At 58.8% G+C, this 15,825-nt stretch carries 12 protein-coding genes; 11 read left to right on the top strand and 1 reads right to left on the bottom strand.

Going from position 1 to position 15,825, the window contains the following annotated elements; translation table 11 throughout:
• Position 1: 1 nt before the first annotated feature.
• The 11 genes from sdhA (at position 2) to rluB (ending at position 14,649) form a co-directional block, all read left to right on the top strand.
• Positions 2–1,774: a succinate dehydrogenase flavoprotein subunit gene (gene sdhA / locus MLC59_RS03195; protein WP_248230753.1), complete on the top strand. Its 1,773-nt coding sequence runs from the start codon at positions 2–4 to the stop codon at positions 1,772–1,774.
• Positions 1,775–1,789: 15 nt separating this feature from the next.
• The gene (locus MLC59_RS03190; protein WP_091848246.1) at positions 1,790–2,494 is read left to right on the top strand and encodes a succinate dehydrogenase iron-sulfur subunit; all 705 of its coding nucleotides are present in this window, start codon (positions 1,790–1,792) and stop codon (positions 2,492–2,494) included.
• 315 nt (positions 2,495–2,809) lie between these two features.
• Positions 2,810–5,641, top strand: coding sequence for a 2-oxoglutarate dehydrogenase E1 component (locus MLC59_RS03185; protein ID WP_248230752.1), 2,832 nt, complete (start codon positions 2,810–2,812; stop codon positions 5,639–5,641).
• Positions 5,642–5,667: 26 nt separating this feature from the next.
• Positions 5,668–6,909 (top strand): 2-oxoglutarate dehydrogenase complex dihydrolipoyllysine-residue succinyltransferase, encoded by a 1,242-nt coding sequence (gene odhB / locus MLC59_RS03180; RefSeq protein ID WP_248230751.1) that lies wholly within the window; start codon positions 5,668–5,670, stop codon positions 6,907–6,909.
• A 74-nt stretch (positions 6,910–6,983) separates the two neighbouring features.
• Positions 6,984–8,426: a dihydrolipoyl dehydrogenase gene (gene lpdA, locus MLC59_RS03175; RefSeq protein ID WP_248230750.1), complete on the top strand. Its 1,443-nt coding sequence runs from the start codon at positions 6,984–6,986 to the stop codon at positions 8,424–8,426.
• A 237-nt stretch (positions 8,427–8,663) separates the two neighbouring features.
• Positions 8,664–9,830 (top strand): ADP-forming succinate--CoA ligase subunit beta, encoded by a 1,167-nt coding sequence (sucC, locus tag MLC59_RS03170; protein WP_248230749.1) that lies wholly within the window; start codon positions 8,664–8,666, stop codon positions 9,828–9,830.
• Positions 9,830–10,702 (top strand): succinate--CoA ligase subunit alpha, encoded by an 873-nt coding sequence (sucD, locus tag MLC59_RS03165; RefSeq protein ID WP_248230748.1) that lies wholly within the window; start codon positions 9,830–9,832, stop codon positions 10,700–10,702. Before sucC ends, sucD begins: the two co-directional genes overlap by 1 nt.
• Before the next feature lie 148 nt (positions 10,703–10,850).
• Positions 10,851–12,065 carry a tryptophan--tRNA ligase gene (locus MLC59_RS03160; protein WP_282450822.1) on the top strand — a complete coding sequence of 405 codons (1,215 nt, stop codon included), beginning with the start codon at positions 10,851–10,853 and terminating at the stop codon, positions 12,063–12,065.
• Between the two features lie 20 nt (positions 12,066–12,085).
• Positions 12,086–12,934 carry a segregation and condensation protein A gene (locus tag MLC59_RS03155; RefSeq protein WP_427901692.1) on the top strand — a complete coding sequence of 283 codons (849 nt, stop codon included), beginning with the start codon at positions 12,086–12,088 and terminating at the stop codon, positions 12,932–12,934.
• 12 nt (positions 12,935–12,946) lie between these two features.
• Positions 12,947–13,666, top strand: coding sequence for an SMC-Scp complex subunit ScpB (scpB, locus tag MLC59_RS03150; RefSeq protein WP_248230747.1), 720 nt, complete (start codon positions 12,947–12,949; stop codon positions 13,664–13,666).
• A gap of 17 nt (positions 13,667–13,683) precedes the next feature.
• Positions 13,684–14,649 carry a 23S rRNA pseudouridine(2605) synthase RluB gene (gene rluB / locus MLC59_RS03145; protein WP_248230746.1) on the top strand — a complete coding sequence of 322 codons (966 nt, stop codon included), beginning with the start codon at positions 13,684–13,686 and terminating at the stop codon, positions 14,647–14,649.
• Positions 14,650–14,663: 14 nt separating this feature from the next.
• Here rluB and MLC59_RS03140 read toward each other — a convergent pair whose 3' ends face one another.
• Positions 14,664–15,596, bottom strand: coding sequence for a GGDEF domain-containing protein (locus tag MLC59_RS03140; protein ID WP_248230745.1), 933 nt, complete (start codon positions 15,594–15,596; stop codon positions 14,664–14,666).
• Positions 15,597–15,825 lie beyond the last annotated feature (229 nt).

Genomic DNA, 15,825 nt, shown 5'->3' with positions numbered 1-15,825 from the left:
GATGGCTAATATCAAGACCATTTCCTACGACGCGATTGTCATCGGTGGTGGTGGTTCCGGCATGCGTGCCGCGCTGCAACTTACCGAGTCAGGCCTGAATACCGCCTGTATTACCAAGGTATTCCCGACACGCTCCCACACCGTATCTGCCCAGGGTGGTATTACCTGTGCGATCGCCAGTGCCGACCCTGACGATGACTGGCGCTGGCATATGTATGACACCGTCAAGGGTTCCGACTACATCGGTGACCAGGACGCGATCGAGTACATGTGTTCCGTAGGCCCCCAGGCGGTATTCGAGCTGGAACACATGGGTCTGCCGTTCTCCCGCACCGAGCAGGGCCGTATTTACCAGCGCCCGTTCGGTGGCCAGTCCAAGGGTCCGGATAACCCCACCCAGGCCGCCCGTACCTGTGCTGCTGCTGACCGTACCGGTCACGCGCTGCTGCACACCCTGTACCAGGCGAACCTGAAGGGTGGCACCACCTTCCTGAACGAGTGGTATGCCGTCGACCTGGTGAAGAACAGCAAGAACCAGGTGGTTGGCGTCGTCGCCATTGAAATTGAAACCGGCGAAGTGGCCTACATCAAGGCCAAGGCGACCGTTCTGGCCACTGGCGGTGCGGGCCGCATCTACGCCTCTACCACCAACGCCCTGATTAACACCGGCGACGGTATCGGTATGGCCCTGCGTGCTGGTTATCCGGTCCAGGACATGGAAATGTGGCAGTTCCATCCCACCGGTATCCACGGTGCCGGTACGCTGGTAACCGAAGGTTGCCGGGGTGAGGGCGGTTACCTGATCAACTCCGAGGGCGAGCGCTTTATGGAGCGTTACGCGCCCAACGCCAAGGACCTTGCCGGTCGTGACGTCGTGGCCCGCTCCATGGTACTGGAAATCCTTGAAGGCCGCGGCTGTGGTCCTGACAAGGACCACGTACTGCTGAAGCTGGACCACCTGGGTGAAGAGACCCTGAACCTGCGTCTGCCCGGTATCTGTGAGCTGTCCCGCACCTTTGCCCACGTGGATCCGGTCAAGGAGCCGATTCCGGTGGTTCCGACCTGTCATTACATGATGGGCGGTATTCCCACCAACGTTGGTGGCCAGGCCCTGACCCAGGATGAGAACGGCAACGATATGCCGATCGAAGGTCTGTTTGCCTGTGGTGAGGCTGCCTGTGTATCTGTTCACGGCGCTAATCGCCTTGGTGGTAACTCCCTGCTGGACCTGGTGGTGTTTGGCCGTGCGGCTGGGCTGCACATCGAGAAGATGATTCGTGACGGTTTCGAGATCGACGGCGCTACCGACGAGGAAATCCAGAAGGCCATGGCCCGACTGGACCGCCTGAACAGCACCGAAGAGGGCGAAGACGTGGCCCAGGTCCGCAAGGATCTGCAGAACTGCATGCAGCTGTACTTCGGTGTATTCCGTGACGGCGAAAGCATGGACAAGGGTCTGAAGTTGCTGGACGAGATCGGCGAGCGCGTACGTAATACCAGGCTTGCTGACCGCAGCAACGCCTTTAACACTGCCCGCATCGAGGCGCTGGAGCTGGACAACCTGTACGAAGTTGCCTATGCAACGGCTGTCTCCGCTGTAGAGCGTAAAGAAAGCCGTGGCGCCCACGCCCGTAATGACTTTACCGAGCGTGATGACGAAAACTGGCTGAAGCACTCTGTCTACTTCCCGCTCGACAAGCGTGTAGGCAAGCGTGACGTCAACTTCGCGCCGAAGACGGTTCCGACCTTCGAGCCGAAAGTCCGGACTTACTAAGGGGGATAGATCAAGATGTTGGTAAGCCTTTACCGTTATAACCCGGAAACTGACAACGCCCCTTACATGCAGGATGTAGAGCTGGAGCTTCCGGAAGGCAAGGACCTGATGGTGCTGGACGTGCTCAACCTGCTCAAGGAGAAGGATCCGTCACTGGCGTATCGTCGCTCCTGTCGGGAAGGGGTCTGTGGCTCCGACGGCATGAACATGAACGGCAAGAACGGGCTGGCGTGTATCACCCCGGCTTCCGAGGTGGTCAAGCATGGCAAGCTGGTTCTTCGCCCGCTGCCGGGTCTGCCGGTCATCCGTGACCTGGTGGTGGACATGAACCTGTTCTACCAGCAGTACGAGAAGGTACAGCCGTACCTGATCAACAACACACCGGAGCCCGCCATCGAACGCCTGCAGAGCCCCGAAGACCGGGAGAAGCTGGACGGCCTGTACGAGTGTATCCTGTGTGCGTGCTGTTCCACGTCCTGTCCGTCGTTCTGGTGGAACCCGGACAAGTTCATTGGTCCGGCTGGCCTGCTCCAGGCCTACCGGTTCCTGGCGGACACCCGTGACACGGCCCAGGCCGAGCGCCTGTCCAACCTGGACGATCCGTTCAGTGTCTTCCGTTGCCGCGGAATCATGAACTGTGTCAGCGTTTGCCCCAAGGGTCTGAATCCGACCCGTGCGATCGGGCATATTCGCGACCTGTTGCTGCAACGGGCCACCTGATCTGCGGTTTTCTGTATAACCGCTATACTGTTCTGGAAGTGTCAGGCCACCGGTCTGCATTCCACCTGACTGGATAGCCTTCTACCAAAGGCGCATTGGCAGGTGAGGACCGGTGAGGCAAGCTATCGAGCCGTAGCAAGTGCCCAAAAAGCGCTGCTGCGGCCTGATTCAGTATAAAAACCACCGGGGAACGGAAAACATCCGTGTGCATTGTGGCGGCTACAGTCGATCCCGTAAAAACCCGTATTGACTGCGAAATACCCCTGGCTGACCATGATGAGCTCCCCCGCACCAGTCCAAGGTGAGCTATTCAAAATGCATGAAAGCATAATGGAGCAGTTATGGCAGACCTCCCATTTACAGGGTGGGAATCTGGCCTACGTTGAGCAGCTTTTTGAAACCTACCTGACCGATCCCAATGCCATTCCAGAAGAGTGGCGAAGCTATTTTGACAAGCTTCCGGGCATCGACGGCAATACCCGTGATGTTGCTCACTCCACCATTCGTGAACAGTTCGAACATATTTCCCGCAACCAGCGCTTTTACGGCGCCGGTGTCCCCGCCTCTGCCACCTCTGATGCCGATCGTAAGCAGATCCGTGTTCTGCAGATGATCAATGCTTACCGTTTCCGCGGCCATCAGGAAGCCCAGCTTGATCCCCTGGGTGTGTGGCAGCGGCCCCAGGTAGAAGACCTGGACCCAGGCTTCCATGAGCTGTCAGATGCCGACCGTGACCTGGAGTTCCAGACCGGGTCCCTGAACTTCGGGTCTGAGACCATGAAGCTCGGCGATATCGTCGATGAGCTGCGCAAGACCTATTGCAGCAGCATCGGTGCCGAGTACATGCATGTGGTGGATACCCGCATCAAACGGTGGTTCCAGCAACGCATGGAACCCGTGCGGTCGCGCCCGGCCTATGAGGCGAAGACCCGTAAGCACCTGCTGGAGCGGTTGACCGCGGCAGAGGGCCTTGAGAAATACCTTGGTTCCCGTTATCCCGGCGTTAAACGCTTTGGCCTCGAAGGTGGTGAAAGCCTGATTCCCTGCCTTGACGAACTGATCCAGCGTGCCGGCAGTTATGGCGCGAAGGAAATCGTGCTTGGCATGGCCCATCGTGGTCGCCTTAACGTGCTGGTCAACACCCTGGGTAAGAATCCGAAAGAGCTGTTCGACGAGTTCGAAGGCAAGAAAATGGCCGATTCCGGCTCCGGTGACGTGAAGTATCACCAGGGCTTCTCCTCCAACGTGATGACTGAGGGTGGCGAGGTTCACCTGGCACTGGCCTTCAACCCGTCTCACCTTGAAATTGTTTCCCCGGTTGTCGTCGGCTCCGTTCGTGCACGGCAGACCCGCCGGAAAGATACTGACGGCAGCCAGGTGGTGCCGATCATCATGCATGGTGACGCGGCCTTTGCCGGTCAGGGCGTGGTGATGGAAACCTTCCAGATGTCCCAGACCCGGGGCTTTGGTGTGGGCGGTACTATCCACATTGTGATCAACAACCAGGTCGGCTTTACCACCAGCAAGCAGGAAGACGCGCGTTCCACCGAGTACTGTACCGATGTGGCCAAGATGATCCAGGCGCCCATCCTGCACGTGAACGCGGATGATCCGGAAGCGGTTATGTTCGTGACCCAGATGGCCATGGACTACCGCAACGAGTTCAAGCAGGACGTGGTGATCGACCTGGTCTGTTACCGTCGCCGGGGGCACAACGAGGCCGATGAGCCTTCCGCAACCCAGCCGGTAATGTACGACAAGATCCGCAAGCTCAAGAGCACCCGTCACCTCTATGCCAGTCAGTTGGTAGAGGAGGGCATCCTGTCCGAGGACGACTCCAAGAAGATGGAAACCGAATATCGGGATGCCCTCGATAACGGTGAGCATGTGGTGAAGTCCCTGGTCAAGGAACCGAATACCGAGCTTTACGTCGACTGGACGCCGTACCTGGGGCACGCATGGACCGCCAAGTGCAAGACCAGCGTGACCCTGAAAAATATCCAGCGCCTTGGCAAGAAGCTGACCTACGTGCCGGAAGGCTTCTCTATCCAGCGCCAGGTCCAGAAGATTGTTGAAGATCGCAACAAGATGACTGCCGGCGCCCTTGGCCTGAACTGGGGCTATGGTGAAATGATGGCCTATGCGTCCCTGCTGGACGAGGGTCATCCGATCCGGCTTACGGGCCAGGATGTTGGCCGTGGCACCTTCTCACATCGTCACGCGGTACTGCATAACCAGAAGGGTGGCGACACCTGGACTTCCCTGTCCAACCTGTCTGAAAAGCAGCCGTCTTTTGAGATCTACGATTCGCTGCTGTCGGAAGAGGCCGTGATGGCCTTTGAATACGGCTATTCAACCACTACCCCGAACGCCCTGATTGTTTGGGAGGCCCAGTTCGGTGACTTTTCCAACGGCGCCCAGGTGGTGATTGATCAGTTCCTCACCAGTGGCGAGCACAAGTGGGGCCGGCTGTGTGGCCTGACACTGCTGTTGCCCCATGGCTATGAAGGGCAGGGCCCGGAGCACTCTTCCGCCCGGCTGGAACGTTTCCTTCAGCTGTCAGCGGAGCACAATATCCAGGTATGTGTGCCCACCACACCTTCCCAGGTCTTCCACATGCTGCGCCGTCAGGTGAAGCGTCCGCTGCGCAAGCCGCTGGTGGCGATTACGCCCAAGAGTCTGCTGCGCCACAAGGAAGCGACGTCTGACCTGGACGACCTGACCTCAGGTACCTTCCAGACAGTATTGCCGGAAAAAGAGCCAGCAGACCCGAAAAAAGTTACTCGTCTGATCCTCTGCAGTGGCAAGGTGTACTACGATTTGCTGGAGAAGAAAAAGGCCGACGGTCGCGATGACGTGGTCATCTTCCGTATCGAGCAGTTGTACCCGTTCCCCGGTGACGACCTGGACGAGCTGCTGGCGCCCTATACCAAACTCAAGCATGCGGTCTGGTGTCAGGAAGAGCCGATGAACCAGGGTGCCTGGTACTGCAGTCAGCACCATATGCGTGCGGCCCTGCATCGCCTGAACCCGAAGCTGTATCTGGATTACGCAGGTCGTGATGCTTCTGCCGCACCGGCGGCGGGCTATATGTCCGTGCATGTCGAGCAGCAGAAGAAGCTGGTAAATGACGCCTTTGAACTGTGACGAGCTACCGAACGTAAGGAATTGAAATGTCAACAGAAATAAAAGCCCCCGTTTTCCCCGAGTCGGTCGCTGAGGGCACCGTTGCCACCTGGCACAAGAAGCCGGGTGAAGCCTGTGAACGCGACGAACTGATTGTCGATATCGAGACCGACAAGGTGGTCCTGGAAGTGGTTGCGCCCGCCGATGGCGTGGTCGAGGAAATCATCAAGGACGAGGGCGACACCGTTGAGAGCGGTGAAGTGATTGGCAAGTTCAAGGAAGGCGCTGCCGGCGAAAGCAAGTCCGAACCGAAGGGCGAATCCGGTGACCAGAAGGAAGAAGCCCCGGCCTCCGATGACGATGACCAGGGCAGTAATGCTGCGTCCGGTGATGCCATCCTGAGCCCGGCAGCCCGTAAGCTGGCCGAGGAAAACAACGTCGACCCGGATTCCGTCAAGGGTTCTGGCAAGGGTGGTCGCGTTACCAAGGAAGACGTACAGGCCCATATCGATGGCGCCAAGTCCTCCGGTGGCAGCCAGGCAGCTCCGCAACAGGCGGCAGCCCCGGCAGCAGACCTGCCCGCCGGTGAGCGGCCCGAGAAGCGCGTGCCGATGACCCGCCTGCGTGCCAGTATTGCCAAGCGCCTGGTGCAGGCCCAGACCGATGCCGCCATGCTCACCACGTTCAACGAAGTGAACATGAAGCCGGTAATGGAACTGCGCAAGCAGTACAAGGAATCCTTCGAGAAGCGTCACGGCGTCAAGCTGGGCTTTATGTCCTTCTTTGCCAAGGCCGCCACCGAGGCCCTCAAGCGCTTCCCGGCAGTCAACGCCTCTATTGACGGCAACGACATGGTCTATCATGGCTACCAGGACATCGGTGTAGCCGTTTCCACTGACCGGGGCCTGGTGGTGCCGGTGATTCGTGATACGGATGCCCTGGGCCTGGCCGACATCGAGAAGAAGATCATCGAGTACGGCCAGAAGGCCAAGGGCGGCAAGCTGGGCATCGACGAGATGACCGGTGGCACCTTCACCATCACCAACGGTGGTATTTTCGGTTCACTGATTTCCACGCCCATCCTGAACCCGCCACAGACAGCGATCCTGGGTATGCACAAGATCCAGGAGCGCCCGATGGCAGTGAACGGTCAGGTCGAGATCCTGCCAATGATGTACCTGGCGCTGTCCTATGACCATCGCATGATCGATGGTAAGGAAGCGGTACAGTTCCTCGTCGCCATCAAGGAAATGATCGAGGATCCGACCCGCATCCTGCTGGACGTCTGAACCTATCAAACTCATTCCGGAGCCCCGGAGGCGAAGCCGCCTTCCGGGGCTTCCGCCAGAAAACGGGATAGAACATGTCTGACAAGTACGATGTGATCGTCATTGGCGCCGGCCCCGGCGGTTATGTGGCCGCCATCAAGGCCGCCCAGCTGGGTCTGAAAACCGCCTGTGTGGAATCCTGGACCTCCGAGGATGGCAAGCAACAGGTGCTTGGTGGCACCTGCCTGAACGTGGGCTGTATTCCGTCCAAGGCACTGCTGGAGATTTCCCACAAGTACGAGGAAGCCGAGCACAGCTACGCCGACCAGGGTATCGAGCTGAACGATCTGAAGATCAATGTCGGCAAGATGATGGAGCGCAAGGACGGTATCGTCCAGCAGCTGACCGGTGGCATTGCCGGTCTGTTCAAGTCCAATGGCGTTACTTCTATCCATGGCCACGGCAAGCTGCTGGCCAACAAGCAGGTGGAAGTCACTGACAAGGACGGCAACACCAAGACCTACGAAGCTGACAACGTTATCCTCGCCAGCGGCTCCAAGCCTATCGAGATTCCGCCGGCACCCTTTGACGGAGACTACATCGTTGACTCCGAGGGCGCGTTGGAGTTTGACGAAGTGCCCAAGCGACTGGGTGTGATCGGTGCGGGCGTCATCGGGCTTGAGCTGGGTTCCGTCTGGGCCCGCCTGGGTTCTGAAGTGACGGTCCTCGAAGCCATGGACACTTTCCTGCCTGCGGTAGACCAGCAGGTAGCCAAGGACGCCCTCAAACAATTCACGAAACAGGGCCTGGATATCAAGCTTGGCGCCCGCATGACCAATGCAGAGATCAAGCGCAAGCTGGTTTATGTTGACTACGAAGACGGCAAGAACAAGGAGCAGGTCAAGTTCGACAAGCTGATTGTTGCCGTTGGTCGCCGGCCCAACACTGAAAACCTGCTGGCGGCGGACGCCGGTATTAACATGGATGAGCGCGGCTTTATCTATGTAGATGACCAGTGCAAGACCGACGTACCCGGCGTATGGGCGATCGGTGACGTGGTCCGTGGGCCCATGCTGGCCCACAAGGCCTCGGAAGAAGGTATCATGGTGGCTGAACGGATCGCGGGCCATAAACCGCAGGTCAATTATGACGCCATCCCCAACGTGATCTACACCTCCCCGGAAGTTGCCTGGGTAGGTAAGACCGAGGAGCAGCTCAAATCCGAGGGTGAAGCCTACAAGGTTGGGGCCTTCCCGTTTGCTGCCAACGGTCGCGCCATGGCTGCCAACTCCACTGCCGGCATGGTGAAAATCATTGCCGACGAGAAAACCGACCGGGTTCTTGGCTTCCACGTTGTGGGTCCCCAGGCATCCGAGATCGTGGCGCAGGGTGTCATCGCCCTGGAATTCGGCTCCAGCGCCGAAGACCTGGCATTGACCTGCTTCGCGCATCCGACCCTGTCGGAGTCTGTGCATGAAGCGGCCCTGGCCGTCGACGGTGGTGCAATCCACAAGGCCAACCGTCGTAAAAAGAAATAATGCCGATGGTGTCGACGGGGCAGGCCAGGACGACCTGCCCGAGCGGCGTACACTGGCCGTGTCGGCACCCGGTGTTTAGGTGCGCTGAGGCGATCCCCGGCGTATCGTAGCGAATTCGCGTAAAGGAGCGCATCGGAGTCAGGCTGCAGGCGTATAGCGCAGGCCTTGTTCCGATGTGTTCCGGCGGGTTCATTTCCGTATGTGGTTATCCTCCATCAAAAAGCGGGACACTTGATTATGAATTTGCATGAATATCAGGCCAAGCAGCTGTTCGCTGAATACGGCCTGCCCGTATCCAAGGGCTATGCCTGTGATACTCCTGAAGAAGCTGCCGCAGCGGCGGACAAGATTGGCGGTGACGGCTGGGTAGTGAAGGCCCAGGTGCACGCCGGTGGCCGCGGCAAGGCCGGCGGCGTCAAGCTGGTCAAGAGCAAGGACGAAATCAAGGCCTTCGCCGAGCAGTGGCTGGGCAAGAACCTGGTCACCTTCCAGACCGACGAGAAAGGTCAGCCGGTTACCAAGATCCTGGTTGAATCCCTGACTGATATCGACCAGGAGCTATACCTGGGTGCGGTTGTTGACCGTGCTACCCGTCGTATCGTTTTCATGGCCTCCACCGAAGGTGGTGTTGAAATCGAGACCGTCGCCGAGGAAACCCCCGAGAAGATCCTCAAGGCCGAGGTTGATCCGCTGGTTGGCGCTCAGCCTTACCAGGGCCGTGAACTGGCCTTCAAGCTGGGCCTGAAAGGCCCGCAGATCGGTCAGTTTGCCAAGATCTTTGTAGGCCTGGCCAAGCTGTTCGAAGACAAGGACCTGGCCCTGCTGGAAATCAACCCGCTGGTTATCACCAGTGAAGGCAACCTGCACTGCCTGGACGCCAAGATCAACGTCGACGGCAACGCCCTGTACCGCCAGAAGCAGATCCAGGAAATGCACGATCCTTCCCAGGAAGACGCCCGCGAAGCGGAAGCGGCCAAGTGGGAACTCAACTACGTGGCCCTGGACGGCAACATCGGCTGTATGGTCAACGGTGCCGGCCTTGCCATGGGTACCATGGACATCATCAAGCTGTCCGGCGGCCAGCCGGCCAACTTCCTGGATGTTGGTGGCGGTGCGACCAAGGAACGCGTCTCCGAAGCGTTCAAGATCATCCTGTCTGATGACAACGTCCAGGCCGTTCTGGTCAACATCTTCGGTGGTATCGTTCGTTGCGACATGATTGCCGAAGGCATCATCGGTGCCGTGAAGGAAGTCGGGGTAAAAGTTCCTGTGGTGGTACGCCTGGAAGGCAACAACGCTGAACTGGGTACCAAGGTGCTCGAAGAGAGTGGCCTCAACATCATCGCCGCAACCAGCCTGTCCAATGCCGCAGAGCAGGTCGTTACAGCCGCAGGGGGTAAATAATGAGCATCCTGATCAATAAAGACACCAAGGTTATCTGTCAGGGCTTTACCGGTGCCCAGGGTACCTTCCACTCTGAGCAGGCGCTTGACTATGGCACCAAGCTGGTTGGCGGTGTAAGCCCGGGCAAGGGTGGCACTGAGCACCTGGGCCTGCCGGTATTCAACACCGTTCGCGAAGCCGTCGAGAAGACCGGTGCCGAGGCTACGGTTATCTACGTGCCGGCTCCGTTCTGTAAGGACGCCATCATCGAAGCGGCTGATGCCGGCATCCAGCTGATCGTCTGCATCACCGAGGGTATCCCCACCATCGACATGCTCTACGCCAAGGAGTACGTGGACAAGGTCGGCGCCCGCATGATCGGTCCGAACTGCCCGGGCGTGATCACTCCGGATGAGTGCAAGATCGGCATCATGCCGGGTCACATCCACAAGAAGGGCAAGGTGGGTATCGTTTCCCGCTCCGGCACCCTGACCTACGAAGCGGTCAAGCAGACCACTGACTTCGGCTACGGCCAGTCTACCTGTGTGGGCATCGGTGGTGATCCGATTCCTGGCTCCAGCTTCATCGATATCCTGAAGCTGCTGCAGGAAGACCCGGAAACCGAGGCCATCGTGATGATCGGCGAAATCGGTGGTACCGCAGAGGAAGAAGCCGCTGCCTTTATCAAGGAAAACGTGACCAAGCCGGTGGTGTCTTACATCGCTGGTGTTACCGCGCCTCCGGGCAAGCGGATGGGTCATGCCGGCGCCATCATCTCCGGTGGTAAGGGTACCGCAGACGAGAAGTTTGCAGCCCTGCAGGATGCCGGTGTCAAAACCGTGCGCAGCCTGGCCGAAATCGGCAAGGCCCTGAAGGAAGCGACTGGCTGGTAAACCCGCGGTTTACTGGCTTCTACGCCCAAAACCCCCGCCCGGTGTGACCGGCGCGGGGGTTTTGCGTTCTCAGGGCGGCAATTTCTGTTATCCGGGAACCGTCTGATTTATCATGACCGGTCAATTGTGATCAAAAGGAGTTCATGCTTTGGGTTCTGTCGATTCCCAGCAACGGGTATTGTCCGGTATGCGGCCCACAGGGCGTCTGCACCTGGGTCATTACCACGGTGTACTGAAAAACTGGGTGAAACTGCAGCATGAATTCGAGTGCTTTTTCTTCGTCGCCGACTGGCACGCCCTGACCACGACCTACGATGACCCGTTCCATATCCGTGAGAACGTCTGGGAAATGCTTATCGATTGGCTCGCGGCGGGCGTAAACCCCGGCTCTGCCACCTTGTTTGTGCAGTCCCACGTGCCAGAGCACGCGGAATTACACCTGTTGCTGTCCATGATTACCCCTCTGGGATGGCTTGAACGGGCGCCAACCTACAAGGATCAGCAAGATAAACTCCGTGAGAAAGATCTCGCAACTTATGGATTTCTTGGCTATCCGCTGCTCCAGAGTGCGGATATCCTGCTGTACCGCGCCGGTAAGGTACCGGTAGGGGCAGATCAGGTTTCCCATGTGGAAATAACGCGGGAAATCGCCCGCCGGTTCAATCACCTCTACGGGCGCGAACCGGGGTTTGAAGAGCAGGCGGAAGCGGCCATCGTCAAGATGGGCAAGAAGAACGCCCGTCTGTACCGCTCCCTGAAACGTCGTTACCAGGAAGAGGGCGACATGGAGGCGCTGGAAACGGCAAGGGCCCTGCTGGGTGAGCAGCAGAATATCTCCCTCGGAGATCGTGAGCGCCTCTACGGTTACATCGAGGGCGGTGGCAAGGTACTGTTGCCGGAACCCCAGGCCTTGCTGACGGATTCCTCGAAAATGCCGGGGCTTGATGGCCAGAAGATGTCCAAGTCCTATGGCAACTTCATCGGGCTGCGGGAGTCGCCGGATTCCGTGGCGCAGAAAATCCGCACCATGCCCACCGACCCGCAACGGGTGCGCCGGACGGATCCGGGCGAACCGGAAAAGTGCCCGGTATGGGAGTTCCACAAGGTCTACTCCGATGAGGAGACCCGGGAGTGGGTGCAGACCGGCTGTCGCAGCGCCGGTATCGGCTGCCTGGACTGCAAGGGCCCGGTCATCGACGCCATCGTTGAGGAGCAGAAGCCGCTCCATGAGAGGGCGAAGGAGTATGAATCCAGCCCGGACCTGATCCATGCCATTATCCAGGAAGGGGCAGACCAGGCCCGGGACGCGGCCCGGGACACCCTGGAGGAAGTCCGGGAAGCCATGGGCATGGTCTATCGTTGAATGCACCCCGGGGGTGACGCTTGACTGAACCGGAATCCGGCTCTGAAGAGTTGCAGGAACAACCCGCAGTAGCTCCCACCGAAGAGGGGGGGCAGGCGCCAGTTGCCCGGGTGGATGGCAAGCCCGTTTCTGACCTGCCCCAGGACCTTTATATTCCCCCGGATGCCCTGGCCGTCTTCCTGGAAGCCTTTGAGGGCCCGCTTGACCTGCTGTTATACCTGATTCGTCGCCAGAATATGAACATCCTGGATATCGACGTCAGTGAAATTACCCGCCAGTACATGGACTACATCAGCGCCGTCGAGGCCATGCGCTTTGACCTGGCTGCCGAGTACCTTGTGATGGCCGCGACCCTTGCTGAAATCAAGTCGCGTATGTTGCTGCCCCGGCAGGAGGTGGAAGAGGATGAGGAAGATGACCCCCGGGCAGAGCTGATTCGTCGACTGCAACAGTATGAACGGTTCAAGAAGGCCGCTGAGGACGTCGATTCGCTGCCACGGATGGAGCGGGATACCTTTCCCAACTCCGCCGCCCTGCCTGAATTGCAGCGGGGGGATGCCCATCCATCGGTGGACCTGAGAGAAGTGCTCCTGGCCTTGCAGGGCGTGTTACAGCGTGCGGAGCTGTTCACCAGCCACCATGTTGAGAAAGAGCGTCTGTCCACACGTGAGCGAATGTCGTCAATACTGGCGATGTTGCCGGCAGACCGGTTCATACCCTTTGAATCCCTTTTTACCCGGGAAGAGGGCCGACTTGGTGTCGTGGTGAGCTTCCTGGCCATGCTGGAGCTGGTCAAGGAAGAGCTGATAGAGATCGTACAGGCAGAAACCCTGGGCGCCATCCATGTGCGGGCCCGGACCAGTAAGTGAGGTCGCAAGTCAATGAATGAAGAAAACCTCAAACATGTACAGAATATTGTTGAGGCGGCGTTGCTGGCGGCTGGTCGCCCCCTGACTGTGGACCAGCTACGAGAGCTGTTCGAGGAACATGAACGGCCTGCCCGGCAGGTGATGGAGCATGTTCTGATGCTTCTTGAGGAGGCTTGCGCCGGCCGGGGCTTTGAGCTGAGAAAAGTAGCCAGTGGTTACCGGTTCCAGGTCCGGCAGGACTTTGCTCCCTGGGTAGGACGGTTGTTCGAGGAAAAGCCCCAGCGCTACTCCCGGGCCCTGCTGGAAACCCTGGCGCTGATCGCTTACCGCCAGCCCATTACCCGGGGTGAAATTGAAGATATACGGGGTGTTACGGTAAGCAGCAATATCATTCGCACGCTGCAGGAACGAGAATGGGTCCGTGTCGTAGGCCACAAGGACGTACCCGGTCGACCGGCCATGTATGCCACGACACGACAGTTTCTGGACTATTTCAACCTGTCCAGCCTGGATGAGCTGCCGCCGCTCGCGGAGATCCGGGACCTTGAGGAAATCGGCCGGGAAATCGAGCGGGAAATACAGGCCGAGATACAATTTGATTCACCCGACGCTTCGGAACCGGACGACTTTTCAGCTGCCGGTAACGAGGAGGCGTCGGCTAGCCGCGATGGGTCATCGCCGCTGACAACACCGGATGAAGACCCGTCTCAAAGTAACACTACACTTCACTAAGTGAACAAGGATTCATCATGGCGTCGCAACGCCCCCCAAAGAAGTCCCCACAGGGCGCAGGTCCCGTTTCCGGAGAAGCCGAGCGTCTGCAAAAGCTCCTGTCCCGTGCCGGGGTGGGTTCCCGGCGTGAAGTGGATGCGTGGATCCAGGCAGGTCGTGTTACCGTCAATGGCGAGGTGGCCCAGCCAGGTGACCGTGCGCTGTCGACTGATCGAATTGCCGTGGATGGCAAACCGGTAGAGAGCCGGTCAGCCGCTGCCGTTGTGCGCCGGGTACTGATCTACAACAAGCCCGAGGGTGAAGTAACCACCCGCAATGACCCGGAAGGTCGCCCGACGGTATTTGACAGCCTTCCGCGACTGAAAGATCAGCGTTGGGTGGCGGTAGGGCGGCTGGACATCAACACCACCGGCCTGATGTTGTTCACCACTGATGGCGAGCTGGCAAACCGACTGATGCACCCGTCCAGTGAAATCGACCGGGAATACGCAGTTCGGATCTTCGGCGAGGTAGGCGACGACATGATCCAGCGCCTGCTTGAAGGTGTGCTGCTGGAAGATGGCCAGGCCTCGTTTTCCGATATTTCACCGGCCGGCGGTAAGGGCCATAACCAGTGGTTCCATGTGACGCTGCTGGAAGGGCGGAACCGGGAGGTACGTCGACTGTGGGAGTCCCAGGGCGTCCGCGTCAGCCGCCTCAAGCGGGTCCGCTATGGACCGATATTCCTGCCCAGCCGGCTTAGTGTAGGTCGTTGGGAAGAGCTGGATCAAAAAGCCCTGGACACCCTCAGTCGTACCGTTGGCATGGCCCCGGTGGAAGTCCCTGCCAAGACTCCTGGAGAGCAGGCTGAGCATGAGCGCCGCCTTCGCAAGGCACCATCGCGGGGTAAGAAGAAGCCGACAGGTGGACGTAAATGGCAGGTGGCTGACAGCAAGCCCGCGGCTGGTAGCCGCCGTACGCCCGCCCCCCGAAATAAATCCTGAGGCGGGTCCGCGCCTCAGTCGATAACATGGGCGATATGGGTACGGTTACGGCCCGCCTCCTTCGCCCGGTACAAGGCATCGTCCGCCCGGGCCAGCCATTGGTCCGGGCTTTCTCCCTTGCGGTGTGCTGCCACGCCTGTGCTGGCGGTTACCCGCACTTGCCGGTCTCCGCACGGAATGCAAATGTTGCTGATGGCCGCCCGGATGCGGTCGGCTACCTGCTGGCCATCCCTGGAATCGGCATGGGGCAGCATTACCGCAAACTCTTCGCCCCCAAACCGGAAAACACTGTCGCCATCACGGGTCGCTTCCTTCAATGCCTTTGCCGTGGCCTTAAGGATATGGTCACCGATCACATGGCCAAAGGTGTCGTTAACCTTTTTGAAATGATCCAGGTCACAGAGAATCAGGGTAAACGCATCCCCGTGCCGGTCGCCGATACTGCAGTCCCGGCTGAGGGCCATGTCGAGTGCACGCTTGTTCGGAATCTCCGTCAGGGAATCGGTGAGTGCTGCCTGTTCCACAAGGGCATACTGACAGGCATTGCGAAGGGGGCAGATCAGGATGCCCAGCAGAAACTCGATGGCTTCCAGCTCATCCTCACTGTAACGGGAGCGACGAGACAGTGACAGAGAGCCATAGTTTGCACCCTCCAGGTTCAGCTGGTAATCGCAGCGATGTGCCCCACCCATGCCCGAGGTATAGACAAAGTCCTGATGCCCCAGTCGGTGCCGGTAAACCAGCTGCCCGAAGGGCAGTACCTGGCCCAGCTCCTCGGTAAACGTTCCCAGCAGGCGCTCCAGCGAGAGGGTCATGCTGACCCGACGGTAGAGACGGGCAACCGGATCATCCGCCTGTGTCCAGGCTTCCCGTGCCTGGCGCAGGGCAGCGATTCGGCCTGGGTGTATTGACCGGGTTTCCAGGTGAGTGCGGTTATTTCCTGCCATGGGTTATGCCTTTCCGAAATATTTGCGGATCTTAAGCAGGCATCATGCCATTCAGGAAAAATATATATTAACCAATTATATACGAATAAAACCTCCGGCAATTTACAAGTTGATCGCGTAAAACCGGCAATTTTCCGTCACCGGTTCCACCACCCTGTCAGAATTGGGAGGGAGTCGAACTGGGCACCGGGGAGCGTTATGGTACACTCCGACGCTTGCGAACACGCCA

The sequence above is a fragment of the Marinobacter bryozoorum genome (genome assembly GCF_023156245.1).
GTDB classification, from domain to species: domain Bacteria; phylum Pseudomonadota; class Gammaproteobacteria; order Pseudomonadales; family Oleiphilaceae; genus Marinobacter; species Marinobacter bryozoorum.
This window is presented reverse-complemented; position numbering and strand designations above follow the sequence as displayed.

Coding starts and splice junctions, on each gene's coding strand:
- sdhA (WP_248230753.1), top strand. CDS start 2: ATGGCTAATATCAAGACCATTTCCTACGACGCGATTGTCATCGGTGGT.
- MLC59_RS03190 (WP_091848246.1), top strand. CDS start 1,790: ATGTTGGTAAGCCTTTACCGTTATAACCCGGAAACTGACAACGCCCCT.
- MLC59_RS03185 (WP_248230752.1), top strand. CDS start 2,810: ATGCATGAAAGCATAATGGAGCAGTTATGGCAGACCTCCCATTTACAG.
- odhB (WP_248230751.1), top strand. CDS start 5,668: ATGTCAACAGAAATAAAAGCCCCCGTTTTCCCCGAGTCGGTCGCTGAG.
- lpdA (WP_248230750.1), top strand. CDS start 6,984: ATGTCTGACAAGTACGATGTGATCGTCATTGGCGCCGGCCCCGGCGGT.
- sucC (WP_248230749.1), top strand. CDS start 8,664: ATGAATTTGCATGAATATCAGGCCAAGCAGCTGTTCGCTGAATACGGC.
- sucD (WP_248230748.1), top strand. CDS start 9,830: ATGAGCATCCTGATCAATAAAGACACCAAGGTTATCTGTCAGGGCTTT.
- scpB (WP_248230747.1), top strand. CDS start 12,947: ATGAATGAAGAAAACCTCAAACATGTACAGAATATTGTTGAGGCGGCG.
- rluB (WP_248230746.1), top strand. CDS start 13,684: ATGGCGTCGCAACGCCCCCCAAAGAAGTCCCCACAGGGCGCAGGTCCC.
- MLC59_RS03140 (WP_248230745.1), bottom strand. CDS start 15,596: ATGGCAGGAAATAACCGCACTCACCTGGAAACCCGGTCAATACACCCA.